The following is a 17,729-nucleotide window of genomic DNA, read 5'->3' as shown; positions in this document are numbered from 1 at the left end:
GGGTTTGTCACAGAAGCGACGCGTGTCGGCGCGAACTCGCTACACTAACGGCATGAGTGAACGCGATGCCCAGCAGGTAGAGTCCGTCGTATTTGAGCGCCTGCGGGGCACCCGCGAGGCTGCCCGAGGACTCGCCATTGCCAACGGAAACCTGCGTAACGCGGTCCTGGAATCCATCGCCGCCGGGATCGAGGAGCACACCGAGGCGATCATCGCCGCCAATGCGCTGGATCTTGAGGCGGGGGAGCGGGCCGATATCGGTGCCGGGCTACTGGATCGACTGCGCCTGGACGCACCGCGCATCGCCGCGCTGGCCCGCGCCGTGCGCGAGATCGCCGCGCTGCCCGACCCCCTGGGTCAGACCGTGCGTGGCAGCACCCTGCCCAACGGCATCAAGCTCGACCAGGTGCGGGTTCCCTTCGGCGTGATCGGGGCGATCTACGAGGCCCGACCCAACGTCACCATCGACATCGCGGCGCTGGCCATCAAGAGCGGTAACGCGATCGCCCTGCGCGGGGGAACGGCCGCCGAGAACTCCAACCTCGTCCTGGTTCGTGTCCTGCGGGATGGGCTTGCCGCGAACGGGCTGAACCCCGATGCCATCGTGAGCGTGGATGACTTCGGCCGCGACGGCGCCAACGCCCTGATGGCCGCCCGCGGCCTGGTCGACGTGCTGATTCCGCGCGGCAGCGCCTCGCTGATTCAGGCGGTGCTCAACACCGCCAAGGTTCCGGTAATCGAAACCGGTGCCGGCGTGGTCCACATCTACCTGGATGAGTCCGCGCGTCTGGACTGGGCCGTGGACATCGTGCACAACGCCAAGGTGCAGCGCCCCAGCGTGTGCAACGCGGTTGATACCGTGGTGGTGCACCGCGGTGCCGCCGAGCGGGTCCTGCCCGCGGTCCTGGACGCGGTGTCTCGCTCGGGTGTGCGCCTGCTCGCCGATGAGCGCACCCGCGAGCTCTACCCGAACGTGGAAATCGCCACGGCCGAGACGTGGGCCACCGAGCACATGAACCTGACCCTGGGGGTCAAGATTGTGGATGACCTCGATGGTGCCCTCGCGCATATCCGCGAGTACTCGACCGGACACACCGAGTCGATCATCACCGAGGATGTGCGCTCCGCCGAGCGATTCCTGGCCGAGGTCGACTCCGCCGTGGTCATGGTTAACGCGTCGACCCGGTTCACCGATGGCGGCGAATTCGGCTTCGGCGCCGAGGTGGGTATTTCCACCCAGAAGCTGCACGCGCGCGGCCCGATGGGGCTGTCCGAGCTGACCAGCACCAAGTGGATCGTGCGTGGCGCGGGTCAGGCCCGAATCTAACCGGTAGACTGGTCCGAGGCGATTCTTGCCCGAACTGTGAATTGGAGAACTGATGTCGATCTCGACCATCCTCGTTTCCGCTGCTGAGGCGGCGCACACCGAGCTGCCCATGCCCCCCTTCATGTATGGCGTGGTTGCGCTGGTAGCGCTGGCGATCCTCGGTGTCACCACCTTCACCTACCGCGACGTAGCCAACCGTCACAGCCAGAAGCCGGCCGCACAGCCGGGTGCCGGTAGCCACCACTAAGGTAGGTTCGTCAGGATGCAGGCCGGTACACGGCGCCCGCGGATCGGGGTCATGGGTGGAACCTTTGACCCGATTCATCACGGTCACCTGGTGGCCGCCAGCGAGGTAGCCCAGTCGTACGACCTGGATGAGGTGGTGTTTGTTCCCACCGGTCGTCCGTGGCAGAAGAGCCGCGTGACCGAGGGGGAGCACCGCTACCTGATGACGGTCATCGCGACCGCCTCCAATCCGCGGTTCACCGTGAGCCGGGTGGATCTTGACCGTGAGGGTCCCACCTTCACGATCGACACCCTGCGGGACCTGCAGCGCCAGCGTCCCGACGCCGAGCTGTACTTCATCTCGGGGGCCGACGCGGTCCAGCAGATCCTGGGTTGGAAGGACGTCGACGAGCTGTGGTCCCTGGCCAAGTTCGTTGCGGTCACCCGCCCGGGCCACGTGCTCACCGAGGAAGCGCTTCCCAATAAGGATGTCGCCGTGCTTGAGGTTCCCGCAATGGCGATTTCCTCCACCGACTGCCGTGCCCGTGTCAAAGACGGTTCGCCGGTTTGGTATCTCGTACCGGACGGCGTCGTTCAGTACATCAGCAAACACCACCTGTATCGGAGTAATGCATGAGTACATCATCCGACGATAAGCCGCTGTCGCGTCGTCAGCTGCGAGAGCGCACGCAGGCGGGCCAGACGGCGCAGGTTCCCGTCGTCGCGCCGCAGACTCCGCCCGCCGAGGCGCGTCCAGCCGCTTCGGCGACCGGCACCGAAGCATCGGCGCCGGACACGAACACCACCGCTCCGCTGGATGCCGGTGCGATTCGTGCGCTGATCGAGGCCGAGCGCAGCGGGGCGACGCTAACCCGTCGCCAGATGCGCGATCTGGAGCGGGCCCGGGGGACCGGAACCGCCGCCGACGCCGCCCGGGGCGTGAGCACCGAGCGTCCCGCACCCACGAACGCCCCGCAGACCCCGACCCTGTCCGATGCCTTCCTGGCACCCGCGCGTGATCGCGCCGCCGAGGCCGAAGCCAGCGCCGCCGCGGTGCGCGCCGAGGTCGAGCGGGTGGCCGCCGAGAAGGCCGCACGTGAGCGTGCCGAGCGCGAGGCTGCCGAACGGGCCGCCGCCGAGAAGGCCGAGGCCGATCGGGTTGCCAACGAGCAGCTCAGCGCGCGCAGCAAGCGTGCGCTGAAGAAGGCCTCCCGCAAGGACGAGGCCGAGAAGGCCGCCGCCGAAGCCGCCGCCGAATCCGAGGCGCGTCGTGTTGCCGAGGAGACGCAGGCCGCCGAGGAGCGCGCCGCCGCCGAGCGGGCCGAGGCCGAGCGCGAGCGTGCGGCACGGGCGCAGGCAGCCCCCGCGGCGACTCCGGACGTGCAGCTGCCCGGTGCCTCCTTCGGGGTGCTTCCAGGCAACATCGACGAGACCCAGGCGATGCCTCACCTGGGCGATGCCTTCGGGCTGAACGGCGCGGGTCGCGGCAAGGCCACCGGCTTTGATGACATCATTGCCCGCGGCGTCGACACCACCGGCGGCAGCTCCACCACCACCAACGCGCTGATCCTGCCCTCGGTTCCCGGCAGCGGTCCGCTGAGCGGTCCGGTACTCGGCTCGGGTGAGGTCATCGTGACCGGCACCATCGACCTGCCCGGCAGCCTCTCCAACACCAACCAGAACCGCCTGGAAAAGGGCGATCTGGACACCATGTTTGACCACGACGAGGACCCGCAGCCGGTAACCGCGGGTAACCCCGTCTCGGCCAGCCGCGCCGTGAGCTCGCACACCGCGACCCGCGACGTGATTGCGCCGCCCGCCCCCGTCAAGAACAATCGACTGCTGATGACCCTGTCGGTTACGGCCGGAGTCCTCGCGGTGGCCCTGGTGGCCGTCGTGATTATCGCCATCGTTTCCGGGTCCATTTGACCCACCCCACACACCACCGAAAGGTATTTATGACTTCCGAACTCTCCGTCACCGAGGCGATCCAGATCGCCGCACAGGCGGCGGACGCAAAGGGCGGATCCGAGCTGATCGCGCTGGACGTCTCCCAGCCGCTGCCCTTTGTTGACGCATTCCTGATCGCCACCGGTCGCAACGAACGTAACGTCATCGCCATCGCCGGCGAGGTTGAGGACAAGCTCAACGAGGCCGGCGTGAAGACCAAGCGTCGCGAGGGCCGTGCCGGCGGACGCTGGGTGCTGCTGGACTTCGGTTCGGTTGTGGTCCACGTCTTCCACGATGAGGAGCGTTCCTACTACGACCTCGAGCGCCTGTGGAAGGACTGCCCGCAGATCGAGATCACCCTGCCGGAGCCCGTCTCCATCACGCAGTAGGTCCCGTTCGCGCGGGCGACGCGCCCGTGCGGCGTGTCCGATTTTCCTCGCCGTGTCCTCGTGTTGTAATCTAAACATGTTGAACACGAGGCCACGGCCGAGTGAATAACAATCCGGGTCTGTGGCGCAGCTGGTAGCGCACCTGCATGGCATGCAGGGGGTCAGGGGTTCGAGTCCCCTCAGATCCACCCAACGTGCACTAGGCACAAAAAACACCCCGTCTTCGGACGGGGTGTTTTTTATTTCCTCGTCGCCGGCCAGCGTGTCCGTTGGGTGCCTACCCTTGGCAGGGAGTGGCTACTGGAACCGGGTGATGGTCAAAAGTCTGAAGCGTTTCGAAAGTCTAGAGTGTGTCGAGGAGCCTCTGCAGGGTGTTCTGCGCCGCGCTCCCGGCCGGGGCAGAGTGGGTCAGGATCCGCTGCCCCTCGCGGTCGGGGAGATGGAGGAGCTCATAGTTCAGTTCCAGGGGGCCGACCAGGGGATGCCTGAGCCGCTTGGTCCCGCTGGTGCACAACCGCACCGTGTGCTCGGTCCAGAGACGGGAAAAATCACGGCTGCGATCGTTGAGCTCACCGATCAGCTCGAAGAGCCGTCGATCCTCGGGGAACTGTGCGGCAATGTAACGCAGGGAACCCACGGCCTCCGAGGCCTCCGTCTCCCAATCACGATAGAGAGTGCGGGAGGTGGCGTCTAAAAAGAGCATCTTCAGGTGGTTCGGCCGGTGCGCCTCGGTATCGGGGGCATCGACGGGGAGATGGTCGGCCAGGAGTAGATGACCGGCGCGGTTCCATGCCAGAATGTCGTTGCTGTGCCCCAGGAGAAGTGCGGGCACCGAGGTCATCGCGTAGAGAAGCTGTCGCGCGCCGGGGTCGGGGATTTCGGGTTGGATGATCTCCCGGCGTTTGATCATGCCCGGGCGGGCGAGGGCAAACAGGTGGGCCCGTTCATCAGGACGCAGCTGCAGTGCGCGTGCGAGGGACTCGATCACCGAGTCCGAGGCATTCTGCGACTGCCCCTGCTCCAGCCGGGTGTAATACGTGACCGACACTCCCGCCAGCGGGGCAAGCTCCTCGCGCCGGAGGCCCGCTACGCGACGACGTCCATACGAAGGAACCCCCACATCTTCGGGCGTCAGCCGGTCTCGACGCGAACGCAAGAACCTCCCGAGCTCGCCCGCCTGATGCTCTTGGGCATGGGTACGGGCGTCGCTACCACCGAGCGTATCGGCGGCGGACGGGAGTGGGAAAGCGAAGTCTTCCATATCCCCATTGTTCTCTGCCTGGGCGAAGCCACCGTATCCCTCCCAGTGTTAGGAACCCTGGGGATCTGGCTAGCGCCCGATCATGGTCGGAGGATGGGGGACATGTCAACACATCACTCAACCCCTCCGGATGCGACAGCCTCCGCGGTGACGCGGCCCACCACCGTCCAGCGCCTTGCCCTCGCGGTACTCCTCACGGCCAACTTCACCCTGGCCGTAGATTTTTCGATCCTCAACGTTGCCCTACCGCATATTGGGGCCGAACTCGGTTTCCCTACCGCGGGATTGCAATGGATCGTGACCTCGTTCGCGCTGTGCGCGGCGGGCTTCACCCTGTTCTTCGGCCGAGTCGCGGACCTGTTTGGGCGCAAGCGTCTGTTTCTGATCGGGATTGTGCTCTTGGGAGTGAGCTCGCTTGCGGGTGGCCTCGCGCCGGATCCCACCATTCTGATCGTGGCGCGGGTGGGTCAGGGAATCGCGACCGCAATGGTCACCCCCGCGGCGCTCTCCCTGATGACCACCACGTTCCCGGAAGGTCCTGCACGCAGTCGCGTGCTCGGGCTCAATGGTGCGCTGATGGCCGCCGGATTCACCGGCGGGGCGGTGTTGGGCGGTGTCTTGACCGGCGTGGTGAGCTGGCGCTGGGCCTTCTTTATCAACGTGGTCGTGGCGCTCGCGGTCATCGTGATCGCCCCCTTCGTGCTGCACGAGAAACGCGCGGGGGAGCGTCCACGGCTGGATGTTCCCGGGGCGATTACCGTGACCCTGGCTCTCGGTGCGCTGGTCTTTGGGATCACCTCCGCGGGGCAGTCGGGATGGGCGAGCCCCACCGCCTGGGCACCAATAGCGCTCGCTCTCCTGCTCTTCCTGCTCTTCTGGTTGATTGAGCGCCGAGTGGGTCAACCGCTGGTGGAACTCTCGATGCTACGCGGTGCCAATGTGGCCTGGGGCAACATCGCCGGCCTCCTGGCCTTTGCAACCGAGACCTCGCTGGTGTTTGTGCTGACGCTCTACCTGCAGGAGATTCTGGGGTTCAACGCGGTCACCGCGGGGCTCATGTTGGGGGTTCTGGGAATTGGGACCGTTATCGGCGGGCTGATTGCCCCTCGGGTGATTGGTCGAACCAACTCCAAGTTCGCAATCGTCATCGGTCTCCTGGTCCAGGCCGGAGCCACGCTACCGCTCGCCTTCGCGGACCGATCAAGCGGGTGGGTTGTGCCGTTGCTGATCCTCACGTTTATCGGGGGCATCGCCAACCTGGTCGCGATTGTGGGGTACACGGTCACCGCTACCACCGCGGTTCCCGCCGAACAGCAGGGGCTGGCTACGGGGTTGGTGACGATGAGTCAGCAGGTCGGCATCACCCTCGGGACGCCTGTTATGTCTGCAATCCTGGCGAGTCAGCTCGCGGTGGGACTCCTCGCTGGTCTTCAGCTCTCGATTGCGGTCAATGCGGTCATTGCCCTCGTGGCGGCGATCCTGATTGCCCTGGTTCTCAGGCTTCCGAAGGCCTTGTCCGAGTAGAAACCGACTTCATTTGTAAGTTGCTTGGGCTCAAACTGAGTGAGCGAGTAGGAGGCGAGCTCTCAGGTGCGTTTAGCGTTGGACTGCCAACGCTAGCAGGGGAAACAAGTTCGTATTGCCGTGATTTCGATGATTCGTGTGGGTTCCTTAGGGTGTGAGGCGGCGGCGTGCAAAGGCCGTCGCCGAGACGAGGGTGATGAGCGCTAACAGGGCGAGGGCGCTGCCGGTCCATACGGGTGCGGTGGCACCGAATCCGGCGGCGAGGAGAGCGCCACCGATCGCGGCACCAATCGCGTTCCCGATGTTGAGGGCGGCGATATTGGCACCCGATGCGGCGGTGGGAGCATCGGGTGCAAGCTGCATGATTCGTACCTGGAGTCCCGGAGCCGAGGCGAATCCGATCACACCCAGCGCGAAGAGGGCGATCGGGGCAACCCACCAGATGGTTGCCGAGGCGGCAAACCCTGCCAGCAGGAGGGTGAGCAGCGCGAGGATGATCGGCAGGGATCGATTGAGTGCTCGATCCGCTAACCGGCCACCGATCAGATTGCCGATGAAACTCCCCAGTCCGAACAGCAACAGCATCCAGGGGAGGGACGCCTCGGGTAGTCCGCTGACCTGCGTCAGCGTAAAGGCGATGTACGTATATGCGCCCACCAAACCACCGAAGGTGAAGATGCTGACCAGCGCCGACACCAGAATGACCGGCCGCCCCAGGGTGCGGAGCCCGGCGAGGATTCCTCGCTCACTGTGGGGTGCCGGGGTGTGCCGCACGAGAAGACGGATACCCACCAGCGTGAGGATTCCGATAACGGTGAGTGCCCAAAACGTGGAGCGCCAGCCAAAGCTCTGACCCAGGAAGGTACCAAACGGAACTCCGAGCACATTAGCAACGGTGAGGCCCGTAAACATCAGCGCAATGGCGCTGGCTCGGCGCTGCACGGGCACCAGGTCCGCGGCGACCACGGCACCGACCCCGAAGAACGCGCCGTGGCAGAGCGCGGCGATCAGCCGGCCGAGGAGCAGAATCGAGAAATCGGGGGCCAGTGCGGAAAGCAGGTTGCCCAACACAAACAGCACCACGAGCCCGAGGAGCACCCCGCGGCGTTCAAATCGAGCCAGGAGGGCGGTAAGCAGGATTGCCCCGACCGCCACGCTGATGGCGTAGCCCGACACGAGGACCCCCGAGAGCGCGGCCGAAACCCCGAACTCTGCAGAGATGGGCGGAAGTAGGCCCACCACTCCGAACTCGGTGAGCCCAATACCGAACCCCCCGAGAGCGAGCGCGTACAGTCCGGCCGGGAACCGGGTGGTGGAAGATGACATTCGTAGCTCCTCTGAGATGGTGTAAGCACAACCATCCACCCACAAGTACGAAAAAACTCGAATTAATCAATTTCTGATCGTTGCGACACGTTGTGCCCCCCGGGTTTCCGGGGGTGCGGGGGTAATTCGCGAGGCACATGCGGACATTGCGGAAGCGGCCCTAGGAGACTACCCCCACCGCCCGAGACTCGGGGAGCGAGGGCGCGGGGGACAGGAGGTCGCGGCGCACGAAGGTGCCCCAGGCCGTCCGGGTAGCCACGAGCGCCCATACCGCGACGAGGAGGGTGAAGGCGATGACGGCGAGGGCGGCCAGGGCGGGGGAGCCGGTGCGGGCCGCCAGGCCGCTGAGGCCGGTGACGCAGGTGCCGACCGGGAAGGTGAGGGACCACCAGGTGAGGGAAAACGGCAGTCCGCGGACGAGCGTTTTTATGGTGATAGCTGTGGCCAGGATTGCCCACAGGAACGCGAATCCCAGCACCGGCACGCCGTAGGCCACCGCCAGTGCGTTCATCAGGTCGGCGTGTTCGGGGGAGAGCGTGCCGCGAGCGGCCGCGGCCAGGGCGCTCGCCGCGGTGACCGACTGGCCCAGCGGACCCAGCACAATCCAGTAGGTGGGCACGGCACCCGCGGCCCCGATGCCACGGCGAATCAGGCGCATCCAGATAAACCCGATGATGATCAGCGAGGCGATCAGGCTCATCCCGAACAGTGCCGCGCACACCAGCATCATGTCGGCGCGCCGGGCGGCGGTGTCCAGGGTGGGCGTGAGGAGGGCCCCGCCGGTCGCCGACACCATCGGCGGTACCACGGGCATCAACCAGCCGCCGAAGGCGTCGCCCGGCCCGAGGTGCAGGCGTGTGAAACTCAGCAGCGGAATGATCACCGCACAGGCCACCCCGCCCACCGTGCCCACCAGCCAGCAGATCCAGGCCAGCCCCACCGCCGCCCGGCCGAGCATCGGCTCCCCGAGGAGCAGTGCTCCCGACCCCACCGTCAGGATCGCCATGGGCAGGGCACCGTAGAAGTGCGCAAGAACGGGATGGGCGTGATGGGAGCGCGCGATCCGGGGGTATCGGCGGTGGTGGCGCAGGGTTGCGGCCAGGAGCACCAGCAACAGCAGGGTTGCCAGCACCCAGACGCCCCGCGCGGCCACGAGTAGCCAGGGCGCGCGCAGGGGCAGGGTGGCGGCGGACGTGGCGATGATCCCGGTGCCCATGACCGTGGCAAACCAGTTGGGGGTTAGATTCGAGACGCCGAGGCGGCGCGTGGCGGTGTTCATATTTTCATCCTGCTCGCGGGAGCCGCGCCCGGGTAGTCGGATACGATTGGGAGCATACAAACAGGCGTTGTGACAGGAGCGTATGTCGGACATCGAAATTGCGGCACTCCGGGTTCTGGTAGCCGCGGCCGAAACCGGGAGCCTGTCCGCCGCCGCCGCGCGGCTGGGGATCACCCAGCAGGCGGTTTCCGCGCGCATGCGGACCCTCGAAGCGCGGCTGGGAACCGCCCTGGTGCGGCGCTCCCCACGCGGATCTACCATGACCCCCGAGGGGACCGTGATCGCCGGCTGGGCCGGCGAGGTACTGGCCGCCGCCGATCGATTCGGCGAGTCCGTGGCAACCCTGACCGCGGCCTCCTCCGCCCCGCTGCGCATTGCCGCGAGCCTGACCATCGCCGAGTATCTGGTGCCGGAGTGGCTGCGCGGGCTGCGGGCGGCCGGAGATGTTCGTGCCGAGCTGACCGCGACCAATAGCGCGGGCGTGGCCGATCTGGTGCGCGCGGGGACCGTGGAACTCGGATTCCTGGAGACCCCCGAGGCTCCCGCGGGGCTGGAGGCCGCGCGCGTGGCAAGTGACGAACTGGTGGTTGTGGTGGCCCCCACGCATCCGTGGGCTCGGCGTCGCTCGGGGATTACCGCGGAGGAGCTGGCGCGAACACCGTTGATCGCCCGGGAGCAGGGATCCGGCACCCGTCGGGCGCTCGAGGTGGCGCTCGCGGCCCAGGGGATCGCCTCGGCACCGGTCGCACCGTATGCGGTCCTCCCCACCACCGCGATGGTGCGCGCGACGGTGCTTGCCGGGGAGGCGCCGGCGGTGCTGAGTGTGCTCGCCGTGAGCGAGGCGCTGACCTCGTGCACGCTGGTTGCGGTGTGCGTGCGCGGGCTGCGCATCACCCGTCCGTTGAGTGCGGTGTGGGCCCGGGGTGCCCGGCCATCGGCGCGCGCCCGCGCGTTGCTCGCGCTGATCGCCGAGGTTGGGGGAGTCGCCGCCCGCGGGAGTGACGGGTGACTTATCGTATCCCCGTCACCCCCGGAGTGCCGCGCTACGGCCGAATCGGCTTGGCCACCTGGGCCCCGCCCCACAGCGCGCCCGGGTTCGCCCGGCGCGGGTAGCGTTCCAGCATGCGGGTGTACAGCTCCTCGGCGCTGTCAGTGGCCGCCGCGACCTCGTTGAAGTCGCGCAGATAGCGCGCGGTTTCGGCCAGGATGGCGGGGCTATCGGGGGCGTCGGGGCGCTTGTGGGCGGCAACCACGGCGGTGGGCGCGAGCCGCGCCAGTCCCTCGGCCGCCCGCGCCCACTGCTCGCGGCTCTCGGTGGTGGTCTCGGCGGTGTACTGGTGGGTGTCGTTATAGAGCACGTCGCCGCCCACGATGAGTCCGAGATCGGGAACCCACAGCACGGTGCTGTCGGCGGTGTCGGTAAACCCGGTTTCGATGACCTCGAGATCATGTCCCTCAAGCGAGATCCGAGAGGAATCCAGCGCCTCCGGGAGCACTACGGCGGGAATCTGGCCGGGGAACAGCCTGCCCCAGAAATTCTCGATGGTGGCGTGGGAGCCCTGGACGCGGGCACCGGCCACCGAGCCGGCGGAGGCGACGGCCCGGGCCGTGGGGAATGCCTCAAGCAGCTGGCCGATTCCGAAGAAGTGATCCCCGTGGCCGTGGGTGATGAAGACGTGGGTGAGCTCGCGCCCGAAGGTGCGGATCCAGGCGATCAGCTCCTCGTTCTGCTCGATCGTGGTGAACGTATCCACAAGGATCGCGTGCTTCTCGCCCAGGATCAGGGTGGCCGCGTTGGCGACCCACAACAGGTCCTCGGGTCCGTGGGGGAGGTTGCGGGTCACGCCCTGTCGGGTGGTGGTGAGTACTGCATAGGAGAGGGACATGGTGGCGTCAATTCTGTGAGGGGGAGAGGGTTTCGTCGAAGACATCGGCGAGGGTGGTGCGGGCGAGTTCCTGACGAACCACCTCGTCCACCCGCGCAAAGGTGGAGCGCAGGGCCGGTCGAATACCCCGGGCGACCGGGCAGGTCGCGCTGGGCTCGTTGCGGTGTAGGGCAAAGGTTTCCTCGGGGCCGAGCGCGAGGTTGATGTCCCAAAGGGTCATTTTCTCGGCCGGCACACTGAGTCGCCATCCGGCGCCGCGCCGGGATTCGATGAGTCCAGCCTTGGTGAGGTCGCTCATCATCCGGCGCACCACAACCGGATTGGTTTTGATGCTGTTGGCAATCTCCTCGGAGGTGGAGTACGTGCTCCCCTGACGCTCGTTCAGAGCGGCCCAGACGAGTGCGTGGATGGCGATGGTCAGTTTGCTATTTGCGCCCATGTCGAAAGAGTAACATTAAATGTTACTTAAGGTGGTCGTGGATTCCTCTCCCGCGTCGGGTCGAATAAACGGAGCGGGTGTTATGGGAAAAGATGACGTTTCATGACGTTCGATGACAAACCGCTCCCGGCGAGTGGATAGCGTGGTCTCTAATCCGCTAGGTGGATCGCCCTAGGCCGCCTGCCCGCCCGCATCGAGATGAGTCCCCGTGCCCACCAGTACCGCCGCCCGTGTTCGCTTCGATCGCGTCGAAAAGTCCTTCGCCGGGGCCAGCCGCGACGAGGCCGTACGCCCGGTGCTGCGGGATGTAAGCCTGGATGTAGCACCCGGCGAGGTGATCGCGATTCTGGGCACCTCCGGCTGTGGCAAGTCCACCCTGCTGCGCATCGTGGGTGGCCTGGATGCGGCCAGTGGCGGCGCGGTCTCGCTCGACGGTGATCCGATCGCCGGAATCGATACGCGCACGGCGATCGGCTTCCAGGAACCCCGCCTGCTGCCCTGGCGTACGGTCACCCAGAACGTCGCCCTCGGCCTGCCCGCGGGCACGCCGGCGGCCGAGGGGCGTGCGCGGATTGCCCGACTGATTGAGCTGGTGGGGCTCACCGAGTTTGCCGATCACCGTCCGCGAGAGATCTCCGGCGGCATGGCCCAGCGCGCCTCGCTGGCGCGGGCGCTCGCCCGCACGCCGGGGGTCCTGCTGTTGGATGAACCCTTCGGGGCCCTGGACGCCCTCACCAAGCTACGCATGCAGGACCTGCTGCTGAGCATCCACGCGGCCGAACCGGCAACCATCCTGCTGGTGACCCATGACGTGGACGAGGCGCTTCAGCTGGCCGACCGCGTGATCGTCCTGGGTCACCAGGCCGGGGCACCCGGGGCCACGATCATCGAGGAACTCACGGTGCCCGGCACACGCCCCCGTGATCGCGGGTCGGCGGAGCTCGCCGAGCTGCGCGGGCGGCTGCTTTCGGGACTGGGTATCGACCGCCACGGCAGCGCTCGCGGCATCGAAACCGAGGCTGGGATCCCCGTCTTTCCGTATTAGTGCGCTCCGCGCCGCTCCCTCCCGGGCCGGCACCCTATCCGTTTCCGCCCTAGCCCTCCCCAGGCTGATAGTCCATCATCGTCGAGAGTCACAGAGGAACCCATGAAAATCCGTTCACGCACCCTGTTTGCCGCCATCGCGCTCGCCGCGGTCACGACCCTGGGCCTGTCGGCCTGCGCGGGGGAGGACGGTATCCCGGCCGAGGGTGGATCCAAGGGCGGCACCCTGAATATCGACTTCGCCACCTACAATCCGCTCTCGCTGATCATCAAGGACAAGGGCTGGCTCGAGGAGGACCTGAAGTCCCAGGGTGTCAGCGTCAACTGGATCCAGTCGGCCGGCTCGAATAAGGCCAACGAGGGTCTGCGGGCGGGCGCGCTGGACGTGGGATCCACCGCGGGCGCCGCGGCCCTGCTCAACCGCGCCAACGGATCGCAGATCAAGGCCATCACGATCGCCAATAAGCCCGAGTGGGCGGCCCTGGTGGTGGGTAAAGACTCCACGGTCGCGAACGTGGCCGAGCTCAAGGGCAAAAAGATCGCCGCAACCAAGGGCACCGACCCCTACTTCTTCCTGCTGCAGTCCTTGGCCGAGGCGGGCCTCAGCCCCGAGGACGTGACCATCGAAAACCTGCAGCACGCCGATGGCTGGTCGGCCCTCCAGGGTGGCTCGGTGGATGCCTGGGCGGGCCTCGACCCGATCATGGGCGGGGCGCTGGAAAACGGCGCGAAGTTCCTCTATCGCAACGTGGACTTCAGCTCCTATGACGTGGTGGCCGCGACCGAGTCCTTCATTCAGAAGCGTCCGGACATCGCCCAGACCGTGGTGAACGCCTATGCGGATGCACGGGCGTGGGCGCTGAAGAACCCCGAGGAGACCGCAACCATCCTGGCCAAGACCGCGAGCCTTGACGATGCGGTGGCCACCAGCGTGATCACCGACCGCACCAACTTCGACGTGGACCCGGTGCCCGGCGACGCCCAGGCTAAGGTCCTCAAGGTCATCGGCCCGGTCTTTGTGGAAACCGGTGATGTGGCGGGCCAGGCCCAGGTGGACGACGCCCTGAAGTCCCTGTTCGAGCCGAGCTTCGCCCAGGCCGCGAAAACCACCAACCGCTCCTAACCGCATGGGTCGGCCGCCGCGCGCGGTCGACCCATGATCCCTTGGAAGAGTCATGACTAACGCTTCAGCTCCCACCCTCCCCGCGCGGCGCACGCGTGCGCCGCGATCCCGCACCCTGACCGTGGTGCTTGGCGGTGCCGTTCTTCCGCTCATCCTGCTGGCCGCCTGGCAGACCATCGCGTCCCTGGGCGTCATGCCGACCTCGCAGCTGCCCTCCCCGGCGATGGTGTGGAACGCCGGTGTGGACCTCGCTCAGCGTGGACTGCTGTTGCCCAATATCGGGATCTCGGTGCAGCGGGTGTTCCTCGGCTTCGCGTTCGGTGCGGCGGCGGGGCTCTTCCTCGGCGCGATCGTGGGGCTCTCCCGGTTCGGCGATATTCTGCTGGCCCCGACCCTCGGCGCGCTGCGCACGGTACCCTCGCTGGCCTGGGTGCCGCTGCTGATCATCTGGCTCAAGTACGGGGAGGTGTCCAAGGTCACCCTGATCGCGATCGGCGCATTCTTCCCGGTCTACACCACGGTGTCCGCGGCGCTGCGGCACGTGGATAAGAACCTGGTGGAGGCAGCGCGGGCGTTTGGCCTGAACGGCTTTGCGCTGTTCCGCACCGTGCAGCTGCCCGCGGTGCTGCCCTCGGTGATCTCCGGCCTGCGTCTCGCCCTCGCCCAGGCCTGGCTGTTCCTGGTGGCCGCCGAACTCCTGGCCGCCTCGATGGGGTTGGGATGGCTGCTCTCGGACTCGCAGAACAACGGCCGCACCGACCGGATCTTCCTGGCGATCCTGCTGCTGGCCATCATCGGCAAGCTCAGCGATGCCCTGATTGGGCTCTTTGCGCGCTGGGCTAATAAGCGCTGGGCTTAGACAGGTTTCGGTAAGCTCAGCGACGCGCTGATTGGACTCTTTGCGCGCTGGGCCAATAGGCGCTGGGCCTAGGCTCGGAGCGGCCAGCGCGTTAGCTCAGCAGCGCGCGGATGTCCTCGGCGGTGAGGGCGGCGCCCACCGCGTCGTCACCGGCGAACATCGCGTCAAACAGGGCCGCCTTCTTGCGCTGCAGGGCAAGGACCTTCTCCTCGATGGTGTCGCGGGCGATCATCCGGTAGACAAACACGTGCCGGGTCTGGCCGATCCGGTGGGCCCGGTCGATGGCCTGGTTCTCGGCCGCCGGGTTCCACCAGGGATCCAGCAGGAACACATAGTCGGCGGCGGTGAGGTTGAGGCCCACCCCGCCCGCGCGCAGGCTCAGCAGGAACACCGGGGCGTCGCCGTTCTGGAAGCGATCGATGACGTCCTGGCGGTTCGTGGTGGATCCATCCAGCATCTCCCAGGCCAGGCCCGCCCGAGCCAGCCGGTCGCCGATGCGGCGCAGGAACGACGGGTACTGACTGAAAACCAGCGCCCGGTGCCCCTCGGCGTGGGCCTCGCGCAGGTGTTCGATCAGCAGGTCGATCTTGCGGGCGGGGATATCCGCGTGCTCCTCGGCATCGATCAGGGCCGGATCCAGCGCGAGCATGCGCAGCAGCGAGAGTGAGCGGAACACGATAAAGCGCTGCCGATCCAGGTCTTCCAGGAGGTCCAGCACCTTCTGGCGTTCGCGCTGCAGGTAGACATCGTAGAGATCGCGGTGCGCGGGGGCGAGGTCCACCTCGATGATCTGCTCCTGACGCTCCGGCAGCTCGGGTGCCACCGATTCCTTGGTGCGTCGCAGCACAAACGGCCGGATTCGCTCGCGCAGCCGGGCAAACAGCGCCCGTCGGTGTGCGGCACGATCGGCCGGGCCCCTACCGGCGCCGATACCGCGGGAGATGCCCGCGGGTTCGGATTCGATCGGGCGAATGTATTCGAGGGTGAAGCGCGCGGCCGGGGGGAGCAGTCCCGGGGTTACGATCGCGAAGAGTGCGTGCAGGTCGGCCAGGGAGTTCTCCAGCGGCGTCCCGGTGAGGGCGAGCTTCCACTCGGCAGGAAACTCGCGCACGCGGGCGTGGGTCTGCGAGGTGGCGTTTTTGACCGCCTGGGCCTCGTCCAGGATCAGTCCGGCCCAGGGGCGCGCGGGATTGTTATACTCGGCGGCATCCAGGCGCAGCAGCGTGTAGCTGGTGATCAGGATGTCGGCACCCTCGGCCAGGGCCGCGATCGAATCCTCACCCGAGGCACGGGTGCCGCGCACCGTGCGCACCACGAGACCCGGGGCGAAGCGGGCCGCCTCGGCCGCCCAGTTCGCCACCACCGAGGTCGGGGCCACCACCACAAAGGGTCCGGCCTCCGGGTTCTGGGTGCGTGCGTGCCGGATCAGCGCCAGGCACTGCAGGGTCTTGCCCAGGCCCATATCGTCGGCGAGGATGCCACCCAGGCCGTGCTCATAACCGAAGCGCAGCCAGCCCAGTCCGGTGCGCTGATAGGGGCGCAGGGTGGCCGCGAGTCCCTCGGGTTCGGGGGCGTCTGCGGGGGTGTCGGCGGTGAGAGCATCGACCAGCAGCTGCCAGGCGGGATCCGCCTCGACGTGGTCCGCCTGGTCGGCCAGCTCGCGCCAGAGACCCGCCTGGGCGGGGCCCACGCCGATTCCGGTCTCCCACTCGGGCGCATCGGTGCCCGCGTGGATCAGCTCGGCCAGCGGGGCAAAGGCCGGGTGCCTGAGCGAGAAGTAGGTGCCGTCCACCAGCTTGAGTCGACGGGCGTTCCGGGCGAGGGCGCGGAAGAGGGGCTCAAACGGGATCTGAATACCGTCCACGGTGACCGTGACGCCGAGATCAAACCAGTCGGTGCGGGTTCCCGGCTCGGCCCGCACGCTGATGATCGGGGTGCCGGTGAGGTGACGATACTCGGGGGACATCCCGTGCTGCTCGACGCGGACCCCGGGGAGGTTTCGCAGGGTCGGCAGCAGCTCGGTGGAGAACTCGGCCGCGTCAAAGTCGCGCAGCTTGCGCGGGGCGGGGAGGCTGCCCGAGCCGGTGCTCGAAACCGCGCCCGGGGCCGAATCGATCGGCCAATCCGCGGGCAGGGTGCCCTCGGGGAGCACCGCGGAAAGGTCCGGGATGACCCCCGCGCGCACGTGCTCCCACTCCCAGCGCAGCGCCATCACGTGCCGCGGTTCGTGCTGTACGTGCAACACCAGGGTGGTGGCACGTGGCTCGGGAATGCGGATGCTCGCATCGGCGCTGCGGACCTCCACGCGCTCCACCAGCGCCGGCAGGAAATCGCGCTCAAACTCGGCCCGCTCGGTCCGCGGAATGCGAAGCGGAGGCCCACTGAGTAGATCGGCATACTCGGCGGGCAGCGGTGTGCTCAGAGGTGCCAGGGTGAGGGAGTAGGGGGCCGCCTCGGAGAGCGCGTAGAGGCCGTGGGTGCCGAGCGCCCGGGCATGGGTGGGGGAAACGGAGGCCTCGTCGACGAGGACCCGCGGGCTCACCAGGACGTCACCATCCGTTCGCGCCAGGTCAAGCGAAACCTGGGCGGAGGCGGCCATCCGCACCTCGGGGGTGGTGCGTGATCCCACCAGCGGAATGTTCAGTGCGGCGGCCTGGGCCAGCAGTGGCCAGAGCAGGGGATTATCAAAATTGTCCAGCGTGTACCACTGCGGATCCTGGCCCGTTTCTGCAGGCACGCTTGAGCGGTACAGCGCGGTGAACTGCGCAAACCACTGCTGTTCGGCGGCCCCCAGGCCCAGCCGGTGACGCTGATGCGCGATCGTGGTCCAGCCCACCCCGGTGGTAACCCATCCGCGCGCCCCGCGCAGCACCGGACGCACGGCCAGGCGCAGCAGCGAGTGTCGGGCGGGATTTGCCAGGGTTGCCGCGGTCGCCGCCCGGGAGGTGGGACCATTCCAGCGCGCCGCCGTCCGAGGGATCGTCTCCCGCAGCTCGGCCCGCAGCGCCAGCTTGGGCTCGTCCGGGCGCGGGGTGGCCGCGAGCGGGATGAGTCGGTCGCGCCAGTTCACGGAGCGGGACGACGGATCGGGCATACC

At 67.3% G+C, this 17,729-nt stretch carries 16 protein-coding genes and 1 tRNA gene; 11 read left to right on the top strand and 6 right to left on the bottom strand.

Annotated features, from left to right (window positions below; all coding sequences use genetic code 11):
- Positions 1-52: 52 nt before the first annotated feature.
- The 6 genes from IE92_RS0105030 to IE92_RS0105005 all read left to right on the top strand — a co-directional run bounded on the left by IE92_RS0105030 (position 53) and on the right by IE92_RS0105005 (position 4,079).
- A complete protein-coding gene (locus tag IE92_RS0105030) occupies positions 53-1,327 on the top strand; it encodes a glutamate-5-semialdehyde dehydrogenase (RefSeq protein ID WP_051701903.1) in 1,275 nt (424 codons plus the stop codon).
- A gap of 52 nt (positions 1,328-1,379) precedes the next feature.
- Complete coding sequence (locus tag IE92_RS16445) at positions 1,380-1,574, top strand: hypothetical protein (protein WP_043321966.1); 195 nt, start codon at positions 1,380-1,382, stop codon at positions 1,572-1,574.
- A gap of 15 nt (positions 1,575-1,589) precedes the next feature.
- Positions 1,590-2,189 (top strand): nicotinate-nucleotide adenylyltransferase, encoded by a 600-nt coding sequence (nadD, locus tag IE92_RS0105020; protein WP_030143777.1) that lies wholly within the window; start codon positions 1,590-1,592, stop codon positions 2,187-2,189.
- The gene (locus tag IE92_RS17160; RefSeq protein ID WP_030143776.1) at positions 2,186-3,481 is read left to right on the top strand and encodes a hypothetical protein; all 1,296 of its coding nucleotides are present in this window, start codon (positions 2,186-2,188) and stop codon (positions 3,479-3,481) included. Before nadD ends, IE92_RS17160 begins: the two co-directional genes overlap by 4 nt.
- Before the next feature lie 29 nt (positions 3,482-3,510).
- Positions 3,511-3,891 carry a ribosome silencing factor gene (rsfS, locus tag IE92_RS0105010; protein WP_030143775.1) on the top strand — a complete coding sequence of 127 codons (381 nt, stop codon included), beginning with the start codon at positions 3,511-3,513 and terminating at the stop codon, positions 3,889-3,891.
- 115 nt (positions 3,892-4,006) lie between these two features.
- Positions 4,007-4,079: transfer RNA gene (locus IE92_RS0105005), tRNA-Ala, on the top strand.
- A 155-nt stretch (positions 4,080-4,234) separates the two neighbouring features.
- Here IE92_RS0105005 and IE92_RS0105000 read toward each other — a convergent pair.
- Complete coding sequence (locus IE92_RS0105000; RefSeq protein WP_081864046.1) at positions 4,235-5,152, bottom strand: helix-turn-helix transcriptional regulator; 918 nt, start codon at positions 5,150-5,152, stop codon at positions 4,235-4,237.
- A gap of 102 nt (positions 5,153-5,254) precedes the next feature.
- On the opposite strand from IE92_RS0105000, the gene IE92_RS0104995 reads away from it, so the two are divergent.
- Positions 5,255-6,676, top strand: a complete 1,422-nt coding sequence (locus IE92_RS0104995; protein WP_081864047.1) for an MFS transporter — start codon at positions 5,255-5,257, stop codon at positions 6,674-6,676.
- 147 nt (positions 6,677-6,823) lie between these two features.
- On the opposite strand, the gene IE92_RS0104990 is transcribed toward IE92_RS0104995, so the two are convergent.
- The gene (locus tag IE92_RS0104990) at positions 6,824-8,002 is read right to left on the bottom strand and encodes an MFS transporter (protein ID WP_030143772.1); all 1,179 of its coding nucleotides are present in this window, start codon (positions 8,000-8,002) and stop codon (positions 6,824-6,826) included.
- 160 nt (positions 8,003-8,162) lie between these two features.
- Entirely contained in the window at positions 8,163-9,281 is a 1,119-nt protein-coding gene (locus IE92_RS0104985) for a TDT family transporter (RefSeq protein ID WP_030143771.1), read from the bottom strand.
- Positions 9,282-9,363: 82 nt separating this feature from the next.
- On the opposite strand from IE92_RS0104985, the gene IE92_RS0104980 reads away from it, so the two are divergent.
- Positions 9,364-10,290 carry a LysR family transcriptional regulator gene (locus IE92_RS0104980; RefSeq protein WP_030143770.1) on the top strand — a complete coding sequence of 309 codons (927 nt, stop codon included), beginning with the start codon at positions 9,364-9,366 and terminating at the stop codon, positions 10,288-10,290.
- 34 nt (positions 10,291-10,324) lie between these two features.
- On the opposite strand, the gene IE92_RS0104975 is transcribed toward IE92_RS0104980, so the two are convergent.
- Together IE92_RS0104975 and IE92_RS0104970 are read right to left on the bottom strand one after the other, a co-directional pair.
- Positions 10,325-11,167, bottom strand: a complete 843-nt coding sequence (locus IE92_RS0104975) for an MBL fold metallo-hydrolase (RefSeq protein ID WP_030143769.1) — start codon at positions 11,165-11,167, stop codon at positions 10,325-10,327.
- 7 nt (positions 11,168-11,174) lie between these two features.
- On the bottom strand, positions 11,175-11,606 hold the full coding sequence (locus IE92_RS0104970) for an Rrf2 family transcriptional regulator (protein WP_030143768.1): 432 nt from the start codon (positions 11,604-11,606) through the stop codon (positions 11,175-11,177).
- A gap of 208 nt (positions 11,607-11,814) precedes the next feature.
- Between IE92_RS0104970 and IE92_RS0104965 the strand changes: the two genes are divergently transcribed.
- The 3 genes from IE92_RS0104965 (at position 11,815) to IE92_RS0104955 (ending at position 14,632) form a co-directional block, all read left to right on the top strand.
- Complete coding sequence (locus IE92_RS0104965) at positions 11,815-12,651, top strand: ABC transporter ATP-binding protein (protein WP_030143767.1); 837 nt, start codon at positions 11,815-11,817, stop codon at positions 12,649-12,651.
- A gap of 102 nt (positions 12,652-12,753) precedes the next feature.
- Positions 12,754-13,773 (top strand): aliphatic sulfonate ABC transporter substrate-binding protein, encoded by a 1,020-nt coding sequence (locus IE92_RS0104960; RefSeq protein WP_030143766.1) that lies wholly within the window; start codon positions 12,754-12,756, stop codon positions 13,771-13,773.
- A gap of 52 nt (positions 13,774-13,825) precedes the next feature.
- Positions 13,826-14,632 (top strand): ABC transporter permease, encoded by an 807-nt coding sequence (locus IE92_RS0104955; protein WP_030143765.1) that lies wholly within the window; start codon positions 13,826-13,828, stop codon positions 14,630-14,632.
- Between the two features lie 91 nt (positions 14,633-14,723).
- Here IE92_RS0104955 and IE92_RS0104950 read toward each other — a convergent pair whose 3' ends face one another.
- A complete protein-coding gene (locus IE92_RS0104950) occupies positions 14,724-17,726 on the bottom strand; it encodes a DEAD/DEAH box helicase (RefSeq protein ID WP_043321968.1) in 3,003 nt (1,000 codons plus the stop codon).
- Positions 17,727-17,729 lie beyond the last annotated feature (3 nt).

Source organism: Mycetocola saprophilus (assembly GCF_000718085.1).
GTDB lineage: Bacteria > Actinomycetota > Actinomycetes > Actinomycetales > Microbacteriaceae > Mycetocola > Mycetocola saprophilus.
The sequence above is the reverse complement of the archived record's forward strand: the minus strand, read 5'-3'. Positions and strand labels throughout refer to the sequence as shown.